At 59.2% G+C, this 19,619-nt stretch carries 19 protein-coding genes; 8 read left to right on the plus strand and 11 right to left on the minus strand.

All coding sequences use genetic code 11. The features are described from left to right. The first annotated feature begins 25 nt into the window (after positions 1-25). The 5 genes from V1587_RS19460 (at position 26) to V1587_RS19480 (ending at position 5,707) form a co-directional block, all read left to right on the plus strand. Positions 26-1,429 (plus strand): TolC family outer membrane protein, encoded by a 1,404-nt coding sequence (locus V1587_RS19460; RefSeq protein WP_371897994.1) that lies wholly within the window; start codon positions 26-28, stop codon positions 1,427-1,429. Next, complete coding sequence (locus V1587_RS19465) at positions 1,426-3,618, plus strand: type I secretion system permease/ATPase (protein ID WP_371897993.1); 2,193 nt, start codon at positions 1,426-1,428, stop codon at positions 3,616-3,618. Before V1587_RS19460 ends, V1587_RS19465 begins: the two co-directional genes overlap by 4 nt. A 10-nt stretch (positions 3,619-3,628) precedes the next feature. After that, on the plus strand, positions 3,629-4,798 hold the full coding sequence (locus tag V1587_RS19470; RefSeq protein WP_371898029.1) for an HlyD family efflux transporter periplasmic adaptor subunit: 1,170 nt from the start codon (positions 3,629-3,631) through the stop codon (positions 4,796-4,798). A gap of 251 nt (positions 4,799-5,049) precedes the next feature. Further along, a complete protein-coding gene (locus V1587_RS19475) occupies positions 5,050-5,349 on the plus strand; it encodes a type II toxin-antitoxin system RelE/ParE family toxin (RefSeq protein WP_371897992.1) in 300 nt (99 codons plus the stop codon). A gap of 10 nt (positions 5,350-5,359) precedes the next feature. After that, on the plus strand, positions 5,360-5,707 hold the full coding sequence (locus V1587_RS19480) for a HigA family addiction module antitoxin (protein WP_371897991.1): 348 nt from the start codon (positions 5,360-5,362) through the stop codon (positions 5,705-5,707). A gap of 20 nt (positions 5,708-5,727) precedes the next feature. Here the strand turns inward: V1587_RS19480 and V1587_RS19485 are convergent, their stop codons facing one another. Together V1587_RS19485 and V1587_RS19490 are read right to left on the minus strand one after the other, a co-directional pair. After that, positions 5,728-6,246 carry a DUF6622 family protein gene (locus tag V1587_RS19485; protein WP_395314461.1) on the minus strand — a complete coding sequence of 173 codons (519 nt, stop codon included), beginning with the start codon at positions 6,244-6,246 and terminating at the stop codon, positions 5,728-5,730. A gap of 85 nt (positions 6,247-6,331) precedes the next feature. Then, positions 6,332-7,513, minus strand: coding sequence for a PLP-dependent aminotransferase family protein (locus tag V1587_RS19490; protein ID WP_371897989.1), 1,182 nt, complete (start codon positions 7,511-7,513; stop codon positions 6,332-6,334). 91 nt (positions 7,514-7,604) lie between these two features. Here V1587_RS19490 and V1587_RS19495 point away from each other — a divergent pair, with 91 nt between their 5' ends. Beyond that, the gene (locus V1587_RS19495; protein WP_371897988.1) at positions 7,605-7,961 is read left to right on the plus strand and encodes a hypothetical protein; all 357 of its coding nucleotides are present in this window, start codon (positions 7,605-7,607) and stop codon (positions 7,959-7,961) included. Here the strand turns inward: V1587_RS19495 and V1587_RS19500 are convergent. After that, a complete protein-coding gene (locus V1587_RS19500) occupies positions 7,954-8,847 on the minus strand; it encodes a LysR substrate-binding domain-containing protein (RefSeq protein ID WP_371897987.1) in 894 nt (297 codons plus the stop codon). The two genes, V1587_RS19495 and V1587_RS19500, sit on opposite strands and share 8 nt — an antisense overlap. Before the next feature lie 97 nt (positions 8,848-8,944). On the opposite strand from V1587_RS19500, the gene V1587_RS19505 reads away from it, so the two are divergent. Further along, complete coding sequence (locus V1587_RS19505) at positions 8,945-9,547, plus strand: short chain dehydrogenase (protein WP_371897986.1); 603 nt, start codon at positions 8,945-8,947, stop codon at positions 9,545-9,547. Here the strand turns inward: V1587_RS19505 and V1587_RS19510 are convergent. The 7 genes from V1587_RS19510 to V1587_RS19540 all read right to left on the minus strand — a co-directional run bounded on the left by V1587_RS19510 (position 9,541) and on the right by V1587_RS19540 (position 18,038). After that, positions 9,541-10,275 carry a class I SAM-dependent methyltransferase gene (locus V1587_RS19510; RefSeq protein ID WP_371897985.1) on the minus strand — a complete coding sequence of 245 codons (735 nt, stop codon included), beginning with the start codon at positions 10,273-10,275 and terminating at the stop codon, positions 9,541-9,543. The two genes, V1587_RS19505 and V1587_RS19510, sit on opposite strands and share 7 nt — an antisense overlap. A 125-nt stretch (positions 10,276-10,400) precedes the next feature. Next, complete coding sequence (locus tag V1587_RS19515) at positions 10,401-11,780, minus strand: amidohydrolase family protein (RefSeq protein ID WP_371897984.1); 1,380 nt, start codon at positions 11,778-11,780, stop codon at positions 10,401-10,403. Between the two features lies 1 nt (position 11,781). Next, positions 11,782-12,738, minus strand: a complete 957-nt coding sequence (locus tag V1587_RS19520; RefSeq protein WP_371897983.1) for a carbamate kinase family protein — start codon at positions 12,736-12,738, stop codon at positions 11,782-11,784. Between the two features lie 72 nt (positions 12,739-12,810). Further along, the gene (locus V1587_RS19525) at positions 12,811-14,355 is read right to left on the minus strand and encodes a xanthine permease (RefSeq protein WP_371897982.1); all 1,545 of its coding nucleotides are present in this window, start codon (positions 14,353-14,355) and stop codon (positions 12,811-12,813) included. Positions 14,356-14,366: 11 nt separating this feature from the next. Continuing rightward, positions 14,367-15,782, minus strand: a complete 1,416-nt coding sequence (locus tag V1587_RS19530) for a DUF1116 domain-containing protein (RefSeq protein WP_371897981.1) — start codon at positions 15,780-15,782, stop codon at positions 14,367-14,369. Beyond that, the gene (fdrA, locus tag V1587_RS19535) at positions 15,782-17,323 is read right to left on the minus strand and encodes an acyl-CoA synthetase FdrA (RefSeq protein ID WP_371897980.1); all 1,542 of its coding nucleotides are present in this window, start codon (positions 17,321-17,323) and stop codon (positions 15,782-15,784) included. The genes V1587_RS19530 and fdrA overlap by 1 nt, the downstream gene beginning before the upstream one ends. Positions 17,324-17,432: 109 nt before the next feature. Beyond that, complete coding sequence (locus V1587_RS19540; protein ID WP_371897979.1) at positions 17,433-18,038, minus strand: ankyrin repeat domain-containing protein; 606 nt, start codon at positions 18,036-18,038, stop codon at positions 17,433-17,435. A gap of 320 nt (positions 18,039-18,358) precedes the next feature. On the opposite strand from V1587_RS19540, the gene V1587_RS19545 reads away from it, so the two are divergent. Next, positions 18,359-19,288, plus strand: a complete 930-nt coding sequence (locus tag V1587_RS19545; RefSeq protein ID WP_371897978.1) for a LysR substrate-binding domain-containing protein — start codon at positions 18,359-18,361, stop codon at positions 19,286-19,288. Here V1587_RS19545 and V1587_RS19550 read toward each other — a convergent pair. Further along, positions 19,285-19,443 (minus strand): YqaE/Pmp3 family membrane protein, encoded by a 159-nt coding sequence (locus V1587_RS19550; protein WP_045286357.1) that lies wholly within the window; start codon positions 19,441-19,443, stop codon positions 19,285-19,287. The genes V1587_RS19545 and V1587_RS19550 overlap by 4 nt on opposite strands. Positions 19,444-19,619 lie beyond the last annotated feature (176 nt).

The raw sequence follows: 19,619 nt of genomic DNA on the forward strand, positions 1-19,619 counted from the left end.
GTACTCTTTTTATTAGGGACATGACATGGGAATGAAGATGCCTTACTGGTGGCTCTCGTGCTGCCTGATATCTGTGTCCGCTTTCTGCGCAAATCCGGCGGCAACCATCAATACCGGACAGCTTCGCGAAACGCAGGAACTCCCCTCACTCAACGGTCGCGTGGCCCCGGTGGCCGGCCACGCCGCTCCCGGCACATTACAGCTTGGCGAGGCCGTTAACCGTGCCGTCACGTGGCACCCGGCCATCAGCGAAGCCGTGGGCAAACTCTACCAGCAGAGCGAAGAGGTGGACGTCGCGAAATCAAAATACTATCCGCAGATTAATGCCGGCGTGGACAACGGGTATTCCCATGACGGCGACCAGAACGGCTTTACGCCATCGCTGGTGCTCTCTCTCTCACAAATGCTCTACGACTTTGGCAAAGTGGATAGCCAGGTGAGGGCCGAGAGCGCGGGCGTTGCCCAGCAGCAGGCCAACGTGCTGGTGAGTATCGACACCATCGCCCACGATACCGCTATCGCCATGGTGCAGGTGCAAACCTGGCAGCAGATGGTCGACACCGCCAAAGAGCAGCTTGAGGCCCTCTCCTCCATCGGCACGCTGACCCGCCAGCGTAACGACGAAGGCGCCACGTCGCTCTCTGACGTGGTGCAGACCGATGCGCGTATCGAAGGCGCGCGCGCCCAGCTGATGCAGTACCAGGCCAGCCTGGACAGCGCCCGCGCCACGCTGATGAGCTTTCTCGGCTGGAACAGCCTGAACGCGATCGGCAACGACTTTCCGCAAAAACTGGCCCGCAGCTGCGATGTCGCCGAGCCGGATGACCGCCTGGTCCCTGCGGTACTTGCCGCCTGGGCACAGGCTAACGTCGCCCAGGCTAACCTCGACTACGCCGACGCGCAGATGACGCCAACCGTCTCGCTGGAGCCGGAGGTGCGCCACTACATGAACGATCGCTATGCGGGCAGCGACACGCGGGATCGCACCCAGTATTCCGCCTGGGTGAAAGTGCAGATGCCGCTCTATCAGGGCGGCGGCCTCACCGCCAGGCGTAACGCCGCCGGACACGCGGTGGAAGCGGCGCAGTCCACCATTCAGCGCACGCGCCTGGATGTCCGCCAGAAACTGCTGGAAGCCCGCAGCCAGGTAATGAGCCTGCAAAGCACGCTGCAAATTCAGGGCCGCCAGGAGGCGCTCAGCGCCCGCACCCGCGAACTATACCAGCAGCAGTATCTTGACCTCGGCTCGCGCCCGCTGCTCGACGTGCTCAACGCCGAACAGGAGGTTTATCAGGCGCGCTTCACGCAGCAGCAGACCCTCGGTCAGCTGCACCAGCTGCAGCTCAACTGCCTGTATAACACCGGGCAGCTGCGTCATGCGTTCGACCTTGATAACCGAACCATCCAGACCGTGGAGATCCAGCCATGAAGCAGCGCGAAATCCCGCAGGGTGAAAACATGACGGATGAGGCGCTGGCGCAGTGGGCGCAGGCCTTTGGCTTTATCGCCACCCGCTACCGCGTCGCCTGCTCGCCCGGCGCGCTGATCGCAGGCGCACCGTGGCTGAAAGGCAAACCGATGGTACCCGCCCTCACCCAGCTGGCGCGTGAGGCAGGGCTGTCGTTTCAACTGCTCACCGCTGACCAGCAGTCGATCAACAGCTGGCGTCTGCCGGTGGTGGTGGCGCTGAATGACGGCCGGGTCGGCGCGATCGAGCACTTCGACGGCGACGATACGCTGGAAGTCAGCTTCTTCGACGACCAGACCTACACTAACAGGCTGTCGATGACGGCCATGCTGCCCGCCATCCGCCACGTCATTGCCCTGCGGCCACTCGCCGCGCTGAAGGACAGCCGCGTGGATGCCTATATTTCAAAATACCGACCGGACTGGCTCTACCGGCTGGTGATGCGCGATCTCCGCCCCTACAGCTGGGTGATGCTGGCCGCGCTGTTTATCAACGTGCTTTCCCTCTCCGGGATTGTCTTTTCCATGCAGGTCTATGACCGGGTGATCCCCGCCCAGTCCTACCCGACGCTGTACGTTCTGACCATCGGGGTGCTGATTGCCACCCTGTTTGGCTTCGTGCTGCGCGTGGCGCGCGGGCACATTATGGATCTGCTGGGCAAGCGCTCGGATATGCGCGTCTCGGATCGCGTCTTCGGCCACGCGCTTCGGCTGCGCAACAGCGCGATCCCCCGCTCCACCGGGAGCTTTATCTCACAGCTGCGCGAGCTGGAGCAGATCCGCGAGATGGTGACCTCGTCCACCATCTCGACGATTGTCGACCTGCCCTTCTTTTTACTGTTCGTGGTGGTGCTGGCGATCATCGCCCCGCAGCTGGCGTGGATCGCCCCGGTCGCGGCGGTGATCATGGTCCTGCCCGGCCTGCTGCTGCAGAAGAAGCTGGCGGAGCTGGCAAAGCAGTCGGCGCATGAATCAACCCTGCGCAACGCGGTGCTGGTGGAGAGCGTGCAGGGGCTCGAAGACATCAAGCTGATGCAGGCGGAAAACCGCTTTTTGCAGCAGTGGAACAGCTATATCCAGATCACCGCCGAATCCGGCCTGCGCACCCGCGAGCTGACGCAGAACCTCATCAGCTGGGGGATGACCATCCAGAGCCTGGTTTACGCCGCCGTAATTGTGGTCGGCGCGCCGATGGTGATCGACGGCACCCTGACCACCGGCTCGGTGGTCGCCGCGTCGATGCTGGCCTCCCGCATGATCGCTCCGATGGCGACGCTGTGCGGCGTGCTGGCCCGCTGGCAGCAGGTCAAAGCGGCAAAAGAGGGGCTGGACAGCATCATGCAGCTCCCCACCGAAAACCAGCGCGAGGAGACGCCGATCCGTCAGGACGTGCTGCGCGGCCACTACCTCTTTGAGCAGGCGCAGTTCCGCTATCAGCCTGACGATCCGCGCATGGCGCTGCGCATTAACCGCCTGGAGATCCGGCCGGGAGAAAAAGTGGCGATCCTCGGGCGCAACGGCGCGGGCAAATCGACCCTGCTGCAGGCGATGGCGGGTGGGATGGATCTGGCGGCGGGAGAGCTGCGGCTCGACGGCTTCAGCCTGCCGCATCTCGACGTCGCCGACGTCCGGCGCAACGTCGGCTTTATGACCCAGAACGCGCGGCTGTTTTACGGCACCCTGCGCGAGAACATCACCCTCGGCATGCCGCGCGCCACCGACGAAGAAATTTTCGAGGCGCTGGAGCTGACCGGTGCGGCGGGCTTCGTGCAGAAGCTGCCAAAGGGGCTGGACTACCCGATCATGGAAAACGGCGTGGGGCTCTCCGGCGGGCAGCGCCAGTCGATTCTGCTGGCGCGAATGCTGCTGCGCGATCCGAATATCGTGCTGATGGATGAACCCACCGCCTCGCTGGACGAGCACACCGAGCGGGAATTCATCCAGCGGCTGGACGACTGGCTCGGGCATCGCACCCTCATCGTCGCCACCCACCGTGTACCGGTGCTTGAGCTGGTGGAGCGCGTAGTGGTGTTGAAAGAGGGGATGCTGGTGATGGATGCGCCAAAAGCCCAGGCGCTGAGCAACAGCCGCATGCAGCAGCAACAGGCAGCAACCGGACGGGAGTGGAAAAATGAAAATCAGTCAGCGTGACGTGGCGGCAATGGACGATCTGGATAACGCCCTCGACTCCGAAAGCGGCTACACCGGCGCGCGTCGGATCGTGATCTTCTCGCTGCTGATGTTTGTGGTGCTGGGCGTCTGGGCGTGGTTTGGCGTGCTGGATGAGGTGTCAACCGGCTCGGGGAAAGTGATCCCCAGCTCGCGCGAGCAGGTCTTACAGTCTCTCGACGGTGGGATCCTCACCGAGCTGAATGTCCACGAGGGCGATCAGGTGCAGGCCGGGCAGGTGCTGGCGCGGCTTGACCCTACCCGTTCCGAGTCAAACGTCGGCGAAAGCGCGGCGCGCTACCGCGCGTCTCTGGCCTCCAGCGCCCGCCTGTACGCCGAGGTGAACGATCTGCCGCTGAAGTTCCCTCCTTCGCTGGCGAAATGGCCGGATCTGATTGCCGACGAAACGAGACTGTACAACTCGCGCCGCGCGCAGCTGGAGGATACCCAGCGGGAGCTGCGCGCCGCGTTAGATCTGGCGAATAAAGAGCTCGCCATTACCCAGCGGCTGGTGAAAACCGGGGCCGCCAGCCACGTGGAGGTGCTGCGCCTGCAGCGGCAGAAAAGCGATCTGGAACTGAAGCTCACCGACGTGCGTTCGCAGTATTACGTCCAGGCCCGCGAGGCGCTATCCAAGGCCAACGCGGAGGTGGATATGGTTTCGGCGATCCTCAAGGGCCGCCAGGATTCCGTCACCCGTCTGACGGTAAAATCCCCGGTGCGCGGGATCGTGAAAAACATCAAGGTCACCACCATCGGCGGGGTGATCCCACCCAACGGCGAGCTGATGGAGATTGTGCCGGTGGACGATCACCTGCTGATCGAAACCCGCCTGTCGCCGCGCGATATCGCTTTTATCCACCCGAATCAGGAGGCGCTGGTTAAAATCACCGCCTACGATTACGCCATTTACGGCGGGCTGCACGGGGTGGTGGAGACGATTTCCCCGGATACCATCCAGGACGAGGCCAAGCCGGAAGTGTTCTACTACCGGGTGTTTATCCGCACCAGCCAGGATTTCCTGGTGAATAAGGCGGGCAGGCGCTTCTCGATTGTGCCGGGGATGATTGCGACGGTGGATATTAAGACCGGAGAAAAAACGGTGCTGGATTATCTGATTAAACCGTTTAACCGGGCGAAAGAGGCGCTGAGGGAGCGATAGTCAATTGCCGGGTGGCGGCTCCGCCATACCCGGCCTACATACCCGGAGGCCCTTGCAAGCGCAGCGCCGCCGGGCATTAAACCGCACGCCAAAACTGGAACCTACCTCGGCGTATTAATCTTTAGTCATGCATCCCACTTCCCTTCAGCCATCGCCAGGGTAATATTAACCGCAGACAAAAACGCACTTGCGCACAGTGCAGGAGTGCATTACCATTCAATCAGCTTCATGGACTGGAGCTCAGCAGCATTATGATTAGTTATTTTCGGGAGCAATGGCTTGAAGATTATTTTCTTTACGGCAGATCGAGCAATGTTATTCCTTCAAATCTGGAAACAGCGCTTGCGAGAAAGCTCGATATGATCAGGGCAGCAACCTCGCACAGGGATTTGCGATCGCCACCGGGTAATATGTATGAAGCATTGAATCCTCCGCTGAAGGGATATTCCTCAATCCGGGTAAACAGGCAATACAGGCTCGTATTTCGCTGGACAGAGGGTAAAGCAGAAGATCTCTTCCTCTCTCCACATAAGTACACGCAACACAAGTGAGGCATCATCTATGACACTTCAACAGGCACTCCGCAAACCCACCACGCCGGGCGACGTGTTGCAGTATGAGTATCTTGAACCGCTCAATCTGAAAATCAGCGATCTGGCGGAGATGCTCAACGTTCACCGCAACACCATCAGCGCGCTGGTCAATAACAATCGCAAGCTTACTGCCGATATGGCGATCAAACTGGCAAAAGCCTTTGATACCTCGATTGAATTTTGGCTTAACTTACAGCTGAACGTCGATATCTGGGAAGCGCAATCTAACTCCAGGACGCAGGAGGAGCTAAGCCGTATAAAGACCGTTGCGGACGTCATAGCTAAGCGAAAATCAGGCCAGCCGGATGTTGCCTGACCCGAACAGGCGCGGAGATCTTACTCCGCCGGGCGCGATGCGGCGCTGTTATACACGCCAATATAACGCGCAAATTTCCCAATAAACACACCGGCAAACACGCCGCCGGAGACGATCGCCAGCGCGCTCATGGCAGGCTGCTGCATCGTCTGGGGAGAGACCGCGCTCATCACGCCCAGCACATACTTTACCCCGAACGCCAGCATCATAAACGGCAGTGCGGTGTAGTCTGCCTGGCGGTAAAGGGTGCGCGGCGCCTCTGCGCGGGTGATAACCGCCTGCTTAATCAGGAAATACCCCAGCGCAGCCCCGGCGAGGATCCCCGCCGTCCACAATGCCACGGTCCCGGGAGTCAGCGTGCGGTAGACCACCAGATCGTAAATATCCCAGATAAGAAAGATCGCCGGAATGATGGCAAGCCTCTCCAGCGTGACGGTGGCGGGCCTGCGGGCCTTAATGCCGCGAGAGATGAGAAAGATAAACAGCACCCACACCCACACGGGGGTGTGGGTAACGACACCGAGCAGAAGTTCAAACATGGAACTCACCATGAACGATCGCGGCCCCTGCCGCCCTGAACGCGTATTGCGCATAACGGCAGGAAAGCCATTATGCGCAGCTCTTTTAGAGCGATTTTTTCAGGCGTTGAACCGCCTCTTTCAGATCTTCATCCGTTGGCGTGACAAACGACATGCGCAGCGTCGTTGGGTCTGGCTCATTGCAGTAGAAAAACTCGCCAGGCACAAATACTACGCCGTTGCTTAACGTTTTTTCAAGCCAGCGGGTGGTATTCATGCCGTTGTTCATTTTCGCCCACAGGAACATGCCGCCCTTCGGCTTGTGGAACGACATCACATCGCCCAGCTCGGCCTCCAGCTCGGTTGCGAACGTCTGGTATTTCTGGCGATAGGCTTCGCGGATCGTTTTAATCTGATCGGCCAGACGACCGGTTTTCAGGTATTCATACGTCATCAGCTGCGACAGCGTGCTGGTGTGCAGATCGGTGGTTTGCTTCAGGTTCACGACCGCGCGCTTCAGCCATTCCGGTACCAGCACCCAGCCTACGCGAGTCCCCGGCGCGAGAATTTTAGAGAAGGTTGAGGTATACACCACGTTCTCTTCATTGCCGATATCTTTGGCATGGGCAATTAACGGGCGGAAGACTTCATCGGTATAATTAATTTCGCTGTACGGATCGTCCTCAATAATGACGAAGTCATAGCGCTTCGATAATTCCACCAGCTGCTTACGGCGCGCTTCGGAAAGCGTGACGCCGCCGGGGTTACCAAACGTTGGAACGATATAGACCGCTTTGATGGCTTTCTTTGCCACCAGGGCCTCAAGTTCGTCCACCTTCATACCGTCGCCGTCGGTGCCAACGGATTCAAAATTCGCCTGAGCCAGGCCGAATACCTGCAGCGCGGCAAGATAGGTTGGACGCTCAACGACAACGGTGTCACCCGGGTTAATTAACGCACGCGCCAGCACGTCAAGAGATTGCTGCGAGCCGGAAGTAATAACAACATCATCGGCCTTACAGGCGATACCGCGCCCCTCGCAGATACGTTTAATTTCCTCGCGCAGTCCCGGTACGCCTTCCGTCAGGCCGTACTGGAACGCCTCGCCAAAATGCTGAGATAATACGGCATCGGCAGCGATTTTCAGCCCTTCGCGATCGAACAGGTCAGGGTTTGGAATACCGCCCCCCAGCGAGATTACGCCCGCCATCTTGCTGTGTTTTAATAATTCACGGATGGCAGATGATTGCAGGCCCTGCGCGCTGCTGGCGAGTTTACTCACGGACATTCTCTTGTTACCTTCTTTTTTATGATATGACCACTCTTACTAGCACAAGTCCCTGGATTTTTCATGCGCTTCGTAGGATAAGGCATCAATAATGAAAATCATCGTAACGTTATCCTGTTTCCTGCTGAGCGGCTGTGTTGTCGGTAATATGGACTCTTCCGACTATAAATATGTTCGCTATGCTCAAACCTTCCAGAAGCCGGGGCCGGGAGGCTACACCGATAATGAGCAGCGCAAGAAAGATCTTTACTTCTGTGGCGTAGACAAAGACGCCAATCTTGATGACGGCAGCTATAACGGAGGCAGCAGCAAACCTGGCCAAACACTTCAGGAAATCGTTGCCAGAGAAGACAAAATATCGAATTGCATGAAGCAGAAGGGCTATACCGTCTACGGCTATGACGAGTGTGGCCCCCTCAAAGCGCCAACCGGACGTTGCCCTAATTAACGCTGATATGCCCGTTCTGCATGATGTGCGCAATAAACTGAGTGAGTTTAGGCAGCGGCCGCAAATCCTGGCGCCACAATAAATGCACCGGCCTCGGCGCGGGCGTGAACGGCTCCAGCACCCGCACCAGCCTGCCGCTTGCCAGCTCTTCCGCCACCAGCACCTCGGGTTGCAGCAACAGCCCTGCTCCGGCTCGCGCCGCCATGCGTAAGCCGTAGCCGTCGTTACATCTTAAGATTGCATCCCGCTTCCAGCGCACCTCCCCTTCCACGCCCGGCAGCCGCCACTCGTTACGTGCCGTCCACACCGTGTGCGAAAGACAGAGATGATCCACCAGATCGTCTGGCGTTTGCGGCGTGCCGTGTCGCGCCAAATAGTCCGGCGCGGCGCAGATCACCATGTTGTAGGGGCACAGATATTTCGCCACCAGATCGTCATTACGAACGTCACCAATGCGAATGGCCAGATCGACGCCCTCCTCCACCAGATCGACCATCCGGTTGGTGAGATCCAGCTCGATGCGTACCTCCGGGTAGCGCTGTAAAAAAGTTGCCGTCAGCGGGGCAATCACGCAGCCGCCAAACGACGTGGGCGCCGTGACGCGCAACGTTCCGGCAGGTGCAGCACGCAGCCGTTCAACCGCGCTTTCGGCAATCATGACCTGCTCCAGCACCCGCTTCGCCTCGTCGAAATAGACGCGTCCGGCATCCGTCAGGCTTTGGCGGCGCGTGTTACGCTCCAGCAGGCGGGTGCCGAGCTGTGATTCCAGCAGCGCAACGTACTTCCCCACCATCACCGCTGACATCTCCAGCCGTACCGCCGCACCGGTGAAGCTGCCGCTTTCCACCACGGCAATAAAGGTCTCCATGCTGCGAAGCTTATCCATATTCCAAACCTCTGGTTAGCAATCTTTTAACTTTAGCCCAGTTTATCTGCTTTTTTATTTATTAAAGAATGAAGGCTCACAACATAAGGAGTCGGCTATGAAAATCGTCATTATTGGTGCCAGCGGTACGGTCGGTCGTGCGGTAACGGAAGAGCTGAGTCGTCGCCACGAGGTCATCCGCGTCGGCCGCACGCAGGGCGACTATCAGGTAGATATCACCTCTCAGGCGAGCGTTCAGGCGCTGTTTGAGAAAATCGGCCCGGTGGACGCGATTGTGTCCGCCAGCGGTGGCCTCTACTTCGGCCCGCTCGCGACCATGAAAGACAGCGACTTTAACCAGGGGCTGCAGGATAAGCTGCTGGGGCAGGTGCGCCTGGCGCTGACCGGCCAGCATTATCTTAACGAAGGCGGCTCGATTACGCTGATAAGCGGAATTGTGGCGCACGAGCCGATTGCGCAGGGCGTGAATGCCACCACGGTAAATGCGGCGCTGGAAGGGTTTGTTCGCGCCGCAGCCTGCGAACTGCCGCGCGGGATCCGCATAAACCTGATCAGCCCGACGGTGCTCACCGAATCGGTCGAAACATACGATGGCTTTTTCCCGGGCTTCGAAAGCGTGCCTGCCGCCACGGTGGCGCAAGCCTATCGTCGCAGCGTGGAAGGCGTGCAGACCGGGCGCGTATACAAGGTCGGCTACTGATCCTTGCGGGCGGCGATCAGCACCAGCATCGGGCGCTCCGCCTCCTCGGCCAGCGCGGGCCAGGCGTCAATCTGCGCCTGCGTTGGCCCCCACTCGTTGACGTTGCTTATCGTTAATCCGGCCCCGATCAGCGCGTTAAGCGTGGTGCCCAGCGTGCGGTGGTATTTGATCACCCCGTCCGCCAGCCAGTTGCTGACGCGCTGGCCTTCGTCCTGATAATGGTTCACGCCCCAGAACCGCTCGCCGTTATCGTCGGTCAGCCAGCCCTGACGCGAGGCACAGGTGTAAACCGGGTGCTCCATCGAAAAGACCAGGCTGCCGCCGGGTTTGAGCGCGCGCTGAACCTTCGCAAACAGGGTATCCAGCTCCGGCAGGTAGTGCAGCGCCAGCGAGCTGTAGACCAGATCGAGGCTGTTTTCGTCGAGGCTGAGAGAGTCCAGATCGCTACGCTGATAGTGAATCCGTGCGTCGTCAGTCAGTTCAGCCGCGCGGGCGAGCATCTTTTCTGAGATATCGACCCCCGTGACGTGAGCAGCGCCCAGCTCGCGCGCGGCGCGGCAGAACCAGCCGTAGCCGCAGCCGAGATCGATAACCGATTTACCGGTTAAATCCGGCAGCATGGCCTTAAGCGCGGGCCACTCCGGCGCGCCGTCCAGCCCCTGCACCGAGCGCGGAAGCTGGGCGTAGCCTTCAAAAAACGCCGGGTTGTCGTAGATGTTTTGTGCCATGGCAGATCCCTCTTTAAGTATGTGCACAGCAGTATACTGCATTGTCGGGTGGCGGCTTCGCCTTACCCGAACTACAAAATCTCCGAACCGTAGGCCGGGTAAGCGCAGCGCCACCCGGCACCCCATTAGCCCACCGTACCCCAGACCAGATTTCCCTTTTGGAACGTTGCGGTACGCGGGGAAATGCGCGCCACGGCCTCGGCGGAACAGGAGGCGTCCACCAGCACAAAGCTGGCATCGTCCTGCGCCTTCGGCCACACGCGCTCGCCTTTGTCATTCAGCGGCAGCACGTCTCCGGTGGCTATACCGAGCGCGCGGGAGAGCGTCTGCTCGTTCGGACGGATGTAGAGCTGGGCATAAAGATTGGCTTTTTCCAGCATGTCCCCCAGACCGTACGGCGACCAGTGGTCGATCACGCTGTCGGTGCCGGTCATCACAAACACGCCTTTGTCCCGCAGCTGCTTCAGCGGCATATGCAGGGTGCCAATCGGCACGGTGGAGGCGATGGTCACCTGCTGCGCCGCCATGCGGGTGGCGATCTCATCCACCTGCTGCTCGTTGAGCGTCGCCAGCGCGAAGGCGTGGCTGATGGTCAGCTTGCCCTTCAGCTCCGGCGTTTTCTCCACGGTTTCAACCATATAGTTCACCGCCGCCACGCCCGCCGGGCTGGTTTCGTGCAGGTGAATGTCCACCCCTTTGTCGTAGTCCAGCGCAATCTGGAACATGGTGTCGAGAGATTTCTCCATCGCGCCGTCGACGTTGGTCGGGTCCAGCCCGCCCACGTAGTGCGCCCCGGCCTGCATCGCCTCGCGCATCAGCTTTTCGGAATTCGACAGCAGCAGCCCGTGCTGCGGGAAAGCGACGATTTCACAGTCAAAACCCGCTTTGCGGCGAGCCAGCACCGCCTGCAAATTTTCCAGGTTTTTCAGGCCGGAAACCGGCTCAATGTTGCAGTGGCTGCGGGCAATGGTGGAGCCTTTCGACTGGATCAGGTCGATCAGCTTTTCCGCACGCTCCTGGGTGTAGGGCTGCAGCTCGGGCAGCAGCTTTTGCTCAAGGCGGATCATGTCCTGAATCGTGGTACCCGCCGGACGGTTGAGCGATCGCCATGGGCCGCCGTAAAAGGTTTTATCCAGGTGGATGTGCATGTCGCGCATCGCCGGGAGCATCAGCTTGTTGCCCGCATCGTAGTGCGGCAGCGTGGCGTCGGCGTGGCGCTTGTTGTCGCGCAGGGCGACGATCTTCCCGTCCTTGATCTCCAGCGTTTTCAGCTCGGTACGGGTGCTCGTCGCCACGCCGCCGTCGAAGTTAAACCCGGCTTCGAGCAGCACGTTGTCCAGATAGTAATGTTTCGCGGTGATATTCATAGGCTTACCGGTCTCGCAGAGTGGCTTTGCGGAGTCAGCAGCATACGCGACGGATCCGGTGGCACCAAACAGCGCGCAGGCGGTCACCATTTTGCCGCTCTGGCTGATAAATTCGCGGCGGCTTTTGTTTTCACTCATCTCATCTTCCTTCATTCACAATATGGGTACCGGTTTCCCCGCGCAGCGCGGCGGGCAGGCAGTCTGGCGAGGTGATGATCACCCGCTTGCCGCCGTGGTGTAAAAATTCCAGCGAGGCGACGATTTTGGGCAGCATGCTGCCCGCCGGGAAGTGACCTTCTTCCCTGTAGCGCGTCATCTCCGCTATGTTGACGGTGTCCAGCGCCAGCTGGTTTGGCTTGCCGAAGTTGACGCACACCTTCTCCACGCCGGTGGTGATCACCAGCACGTCGGCGCTGATCTCGCGCGCCAGCAGCGCGGTGGAGAGATCTTTATCAATTACCGCGTCGACGCTCTGGTAATCGCCCTGCGCCGAACGCACCACGGGAATACCGCCGCCGCCCGCGCCGATCACCACGAAGCCTTTTTGCGTCAATGTCTTGATCGCATCGGCCTCGACAATGCGCAGCGGCTGCGGAGAGGCCACCACGCGACGATATCCCCGGCCCGAATCCTCAACAAAGTGCCAGTCCGGGTGCGCGCGCTGCAGTTCGTCGCGCTGCGCCTCGCTGAAGAACGCGCCGATCGGTTTCGTCGGGTGCGTAAAGCCGGGATCGTTTTTATCCACCTCCACCTGCGTGACGACCGTGACCGCTTTTTGCTCTCCGCGCGCGGCAAGGCGGTTGTTAAGCGCCTGCTGGATCAGGTAGCCAATCCCGCCCTGAGTGTCCGCCACGCAGTTTGCCAGCGGCGTAAGGGGAAGCCCCTCCCGCTCGTGGGCGATTTCAGCCCGGCGCAGATCCAGCCCCACCTGAGGGCCGTTGCCGTGGGTAAGCACGATGTCATAGTCGGAAGCCAGCATTTCGAGCACGGACTCTGCCACCGCTTTTACCGCCTGCGCCTGATGTTCAACCGACTGGCTGGCGTTGTCTTTGATAATGCTGTTGCCGCCAATGGCGACAACCATAAGCTCTTTCATACGTTTTCCTTCTCCATGGTGCGGTATGTTTCCCCTCACCCTAACCCTCTCCCCATAGGGGAGAGGGGACGATTACACCCTCTCCCCTTTTGGGGAGAGGGCCGGGGTGAGGGGTCTGTCCAGCACATGCTTCACCACAAACATGCCGCCCATCATCAGATACGCGGTGACGAACATCAGCGAACTGCCTTCGGCAAAGCCCACGACCGGAGCGTGGATCACCCCAAACAGCGCCAGCAGCGCCCCGCCCGCCGCAGCCACGGCTCCGCGCAGCGGTTTGTTGATAATGGCAAAGATGGCGATACAGCCCCACAGCATGCTGGCAAGCGGTGCGCCGTTCCCCAGATGGACTAATCCTTCGTAGTAGATCCCTTTGCTGTGCAGCACGTCAGTACCGATTTTGGCTGCATTCGTGCCCGCCGCCCCCATCACGCTGTTCATCATGGTCAACGCCCAGTTGGCGATCCACGGGAACAGACAGATGAAGATCACGGGCACTTCCACCTTCGGCGTTTCCCTTACCACCTGATTGGCGGTGACGACGCCGATAAACACCAGAATCGGCACGATGGCGGTCATCGGAATGATGGCGAGCATAAACGCCCCCAGCCCGAACAGCGGCACGATGAACATGGTCACGCCGGAGGCCAGCGTGTAGCCGATGCTCGCGCCCATCGCTTTCCATCCCGGGTGGCCGACATAAACCGTCACCGGGAACGGGTTCCCCATCAGGCAGCCGAGCATGGAGGCCAGACCGTTCGCCAGCATGACTTTACGCGTCGGATATTCATCCCCCGCCGCGTGGGCGCTTTCGATGTTCTCCAGGTCAAAGATGTAGTTCGCCAGCCCCAGCGGTACGGCAGAGGCAAGATACGGCAGCGCGTGCGGCAGCCCCTGCAGGAAACCTTCCACGTGCACCTGCGGCGGGTTAAAGCCGAAGGATGACATGGAGGCTTTGATCGCCTCCGGGCTTTGCAGGCCGGAGATCCACGCCAGTGCCGTGCCGGCTATCAGCAGCAGCAGGCCGGTCGGGATGCGGGCGAAAATCGGCTTTTTGCCGAACCAGTTGATGAAAATCAGCAGCAGGACGATAAACGACACGGTCGGCGCTTCGAACGCCTGCAGCATCGGGTTCATCGCCAGCAGCAGCAGACCCAAACCGGACAGGCACGACAGCAGCACGGTACGCGGGATCATCTTGCGGATGGTTTCGCCTAAGAACGAACCGCCCGCGAGGATCATCGCCTCCACGAAGCACCACACCAGGCCAATCTGGATGGCGAACTCCGCATCGCCCGTTTGCTGATAGACCGGCATCAGCACCAGGAAGGTCACGGTAAAAATAGAAGGCGCGCTGGGGCCGGACGGCAGCGCGGTGACGTCCGTTCGTCCGGTGGCGCGCGCCATCTGCATGCCAAACCAGGCGTAGCAAATACTCGCGGTCAGCACCGCCAGCCCAAAGGCTGGCGCAATGCGTCCATAAACAATCTCCTTCGGGATGCCGACGACAAAAATGAGCAGCCCCATCATGGTCAGCAAATTGGTCAGGTTGTTGGTCATCAACCCGAAATACGCCGCCCAGTCACCTCTTTTCCACTCCAGTTTCATGTTTTTCATGGATGCATGCCTTATAAAAAGTAGCGATCGCGGAAGGTCAACAGCGCCTTTTCAAAACAGCTAAACGGCGGGTGAACGATGCCCGCCCCAATCATGCCGATGCCCGCATCTTTATGGGCAATGGCGGTGTTAATCACCGGCAGAATGCCGCTGCCCGCGACTCTGGTGATGTCGATGGCGGTCGGAATGCCCATAAACGAGAGCAGCGGAATGGTGACGTTCGGGTTTTCGCCGAGGGTGATTTCGCGCATCTGACGGGAGAAGTCGATGGCTTCCTCCACCGTCCCGCCCACCAGGGCGACGATCGCAGGGGCCGTCGCCATCGCAAAGCCACCGATGCCGTAGGTTTCGGTGATTGCGCTGTCGCCTATATCCAGCCCGGAATCCTCCGGCTTATAGCCCGCGAACATCGGGCCAATCACCTGCTGCGCCGGGCCGGTGAACCACTGCCCCGGCAGGCCAGAAACGCGCAGGCCGAACTCGTAGCCGTTGCGCGCCATAGTGGTGACGACGGTGCTGTACTCAATGCCGTGGGCGGCGTCCAGCGCGGCCTTACACATCGCCATCCACGTCGGGCCGGAGAAGTAGTCGCTGCTGGCGACAAACTCGAATACCTCGCGCTGCTGCTCCACCGGATAGCCCGCCTGGATCAGCCCCGGGGTCAGCGCCTGGATCAGCAGCGTGGTGCCCGCGTTGTTGCGGTTGTGGCACTCGTCGCCCATGTGCAGCGCCTGCGCCAGCATCAGGCGCAGGTCGATTTCGCCGATAATCTTCATCGCGTCGCGCAGCATCGGGCCGAGCACGTCGCGCATCCAGTTCAGGCGGTCGATGACGCTCTGGTCGTTGGCCCCCATGCGCAGGATCTTCGCCATCTGCTCGCTGAGGTTGGTGAACGCGCGGTTGCCGTAGGTTTTGTTTTCAACGATGTGCATAAACATCGACGCGGAGGTGACGCCCGCCATCGAGCCCACGCAGTCATGCTCGTGGCACGGCGAGAAGGTAATATCTCCGGAGGCGGCGAGCCGTGCCGCGTCGTCCAGATCTTTCGCCAGCCCTTCAAACACCAGCGCCCCGGTGACCGCACCCTTCATCGCGCCGCACATGTTTTCCCAGGAGACAGGCGGACCAGCGTGCAGAATGGTGGTGCGGGTCATCCCCGGCACGACGTTAATCGCCTGGTCATAGCCCACCAGCACCGGATGGGACTGGATAATGCGCTCAAGCGCGATTTGGTTGGCGGCGGCGATCTTCTCCGCCAGCGGTTTTTCCGCCAGCTGATCCAGCGCTTCCACCACCTGCATATTGCCCTGCCCCGGTGGCGTCCAGTCGAGCTGGGTCACGGGAACGTGCTGCCTTTTAAGATCGTCGCTGAACATCGCAATACCGACGTTAATGACGTTCAGCGGCTGGTTGAATAAAGTCGTCATTATGCTTTCTCCCCTTTGCAGACAAATTCGCGTGCCAGTAATCCGGTATTGGTGCTGCTGCTTGCCCAGATGACGCCTGCATCGGTCAGCATCTGGCACTGCTGCGTCAGCGACTGCGGATCCCGATCGGTGCCGAGCACGTAGCCGAGGATCTCAAGGGGACGGTTATCGGCCTTCGCGATGGCCTGCGCCTCTTTGATCGCCTCGATCATCACGCCGACCGGATCGTCGTGCGCGCCGAAGCCCAGAACGAAGTCCATCACGATGACGCCCACTTCCGGATCGCGCGCCTCCTGCAGCAGACGGCTGATGCGGTTGGTCGGGTCGATCATCGGGTGCGGCTTGCCGTTGGTGAAATCGTCATCGCCAAAGTCGAGGAAGGTGTGGGCTTTACTGACGCTGACGTCCTGCAGGCGTTTAGCGGGATCCGGCTGGATATTGCTGTAAACGTCGTCGAACTTCTCCAGCGCCGCAAACATCGCCTCGTCACACAGGGTGCCGCCGCAGAACAGGCCGCGAATGTACTTCTGCTGCGGGGTCAGGCGGGCCCGCACCTCTTCAATCAATGGCCAGTTGAGCGGATGCAGATCCAGGGACTCTTTTTTGATGCCGGTGAGCAGAACGGCCTTCAGGGCAGCCTCTTTGGTGCCGCGCGCAAACTGCAGGCCGTCCTCATCGGCGGGCGGTTCATTGCGCCCGAGGAAGCAAACAACCACCGGCTTGCGGCAGGCTCTGGCGCGGGCCAGCACCTTTTCTGCCACGGCAGGAGCCGGCGGCTTGGAGATCAGCGCGATAACCTGGGTACCCTCGTCGGCTTCCAGCATGTCGATGGCGTCGAGCATCATCAGGCCACCGATTTTCTCGCTGAGATCGCGCCCGCCGGTGCCGATCAGCTGCGACACGCCGCCGCCGAATTCGTGAATGCGCACGCTCAGTTCCTGGCTGCCAGTACCGGACGCGCCGACGATGCCAATCGAGCCGCGGCGCGCCGCGTTGGCAAAGCACAGTCCCGCGCCGTTGATGATGGCGGTGCCGCAGTCCGGCCCCATCATCAGCAGCCCTTTCTGATGCGCCAGCTGCTTCAGCGCCAGCTCGTCGTCGAGCGACACGTTATCGGAAAACAGCATCACGTTGAGATCGTTTTCCAGCGCCTGGCGCGCTTCGCGGGCGGCGAAGGTGCCGTTGACGGAGATCGCCGCAAGGTTGCTGTCAGGACGATGGGTTTTGGCACTGGCAATCGTCGCGTAGCGCGCTTCATGGGAGCCCGCGCTCTCTTTACGCGTGAACAGCGCTTCAATAGCGGCCAGCGTTTCATCATTCGCCGCGTCGCCTTTAATGACGATCATCAGGTCGCCGTTTTTCGCCTCATTTAATTCCGGCGTTAACAGCCCGAGGTTTTTTAATACGCCCTTATTCATTTCCGTTGCCATGGCGACAAAGGCCTGTTCAACGCCCGGCAATTTATTGGCTTTTGTGGAAACGGACATTAATGACACGGAGTCAAAATACGTATTCTTTTTAATCACGATTTTCGTTGGCATTATTTTCACCTGTTCGCGGATAAAAGGGGGCCGCCGACGTGCAAAATGCACGTCGGTAAAAAATGCTTTATTTAATTAGCGGCCAGCCGGAGCGGGCTGACCGATCGCATTACGCGCCCGCCGCCAGAAGCAGGTCAGCAATCTCAGTGAAGCCTTTCTCCCGCGCCAGTTCGAGCGGGGTTTTGCCGTATTTATCGGTCATATGCGGGTTCGCACCGTGATCCAGCAGCAGCTTCACGATCGCCTGCTGCTTTGCGCCGCCGTCGTTGAGCACGATGGCTTCCAGCAGCGGCGTCCAGCCGACAAAGTTGGTGTGGTTAACGTTGATATCGGTTTTTTCCAGCAGCTCGCGGACAATCTCCACGTGCCCTTTTTCACTGGCTGGCGTAATGCCCACGCCGCCAAAACGCGTCAGGCGGTCGAGATCCGGGTTCGCGGGTAATACCAGCCGCAGGAGGGTTAGATCATTCGTCAGGCAGCTAATGAGGAAAGGGTTAAAGCAGGTCTGGTCCTGTTTATCAATATCCGCTCCGGCGGCAATTAATAACTCCACGCAGGCATAATGTTTTTTCAGGCTGGCAATCGTAACGGCGGTTCTTTTCTGGCGGTTAGTGGCGTTAATATCCACGCCTTTCTCCAGGCAGGCTTTTAGCGCATCGCTATTTCCCTCTTCTGCCGCCAGCAAAAATTCCGTAACCAGGTCAGTTGCAGACATATTCAGACTCCCGATGTTTTTATTTCTGTTGACCTGAGAATAGCAACAGCCTGGTCATAAAAGAATCCGCTTAAAAATGATTCATCGACAGTCAATTCATTGTTGAGTTAAATTCAATAGTTCAGTCAAAACGTGCGTCTGTGCAACCTTTTTCTTATGTTTAACCGCTTTTTAGCGCATCAAAACGCATTATGCTTATGCATGATAAAGCCTTATACACCAGGGCTTTCCGCAAAGAGTCAGAACTGTGATCGGCTTCAAATGCGTTGTAACAGCGTTGTTAAAATATGTTCAAAACTGATGTCTGACGGAGCCGTGATATGAATTCCATCTTTACCGAAGAGAACCTGCTGGCCTTCACCACCGCCGCACGCTTCGGCAGCTTCAGCAAAGCCGCCGCCGAACTGGGCGTTACCACCTCCGCCATCAGCTACACCATTAAGCGCATGGAGACCGGGCTGGACGTGGTGCTGTTTGTGCGTAACACGCGCAGCATTGAGCTGACCGAGTCCGGCTTTTACTTTTACCGCAAAGCCACCGACCTGCTTAATGACTTTCACGCCATCAAGCGCGGGATTGATACCATCTCACAGGGCATCGAGGCGCGGGTGCGCATCTGTATCAACCAGCTGTTATATACGCCGCGCCATACCGCGCGGCTGCTGCAGGTGCTGAAAAAGCAGTTTCCCACCTGCCAGATCACCGTCACCACCGAGGTGTACAACGGCGTCTGGGACTCCATCATCAACAACCAGGCCAATATCGCCATTGGCGCGCCGGACACGCTGCTCGACGGCGGCGGAATTGACTACACCGAGATCGGCGCTATTCGCTGGGTGTTCGCCATCGCGCCGGCACACCCGCTGGCGTTCGTTCCGGAACCGATAGCGGAAAGTCAGCTGCGCCTGTATCCCAACATCATGGTGGAAGATACCGCGCACACCATTAACAAAAAGGTCGGCTGGCTGCTGCACGGTCAGGAGGCGATTCTGGTCCCGGACTTTAATACCAAATGCCAGTGCCAGATTCTGGGCGAAGGGATAGGTTTTTTACCGGAGTATATGGCGCGGGAAGCGGTGGAAGACGGGCTACTGGTGACGCGGCGCATCAATAACCCGCGTCAGGACTCGCGCATGCTGCTCGCCACGCAGCATGCCGCGACCGGCCAGGTCACGCGCTGGATCAAACAGCAGTTTGGCCCTATGGGCGTGCTGACCGGGATCTACAGCGACTTACTCTGGCGTGCTTAGCTCTTACTCTGAACCCAGAAAGCGTGGATAAGACCGGGGAAGTAGCCCAGTAGCGTCAGAAGAATATTGATAATAAACGCCCAGCCAAAACCTTTGCCCAACAGCACGCCCAGCGGCGGCAACAGGATGGTAAAAACAATACGCCAAAAACCCATATCAAAACTCCGTGCAAGCTAATCCATTGAAAATAATAAAGAGAACTATCTCTAAGCATAGCCAGTTTACCTGTCTACGCCAGTTCTCACCCCCGCGTTTACCCTCTTTTACGCTTTTGACGCTGGCGTAATACGCACAATTACTTTAGCATTATCTTAATTAAGAAAATTCTAAA

The sequence above is a fragment of the Enterobacter sp. ECC-249 genome, assembly GCF_043965265.1.
GTDB lineage: Bacteria > Pseudomonadota > Gammaproteobacteria > Enterobacterales > Enterobacteriaceae > Enterobacter > Enterobacter quasiroggenkampii.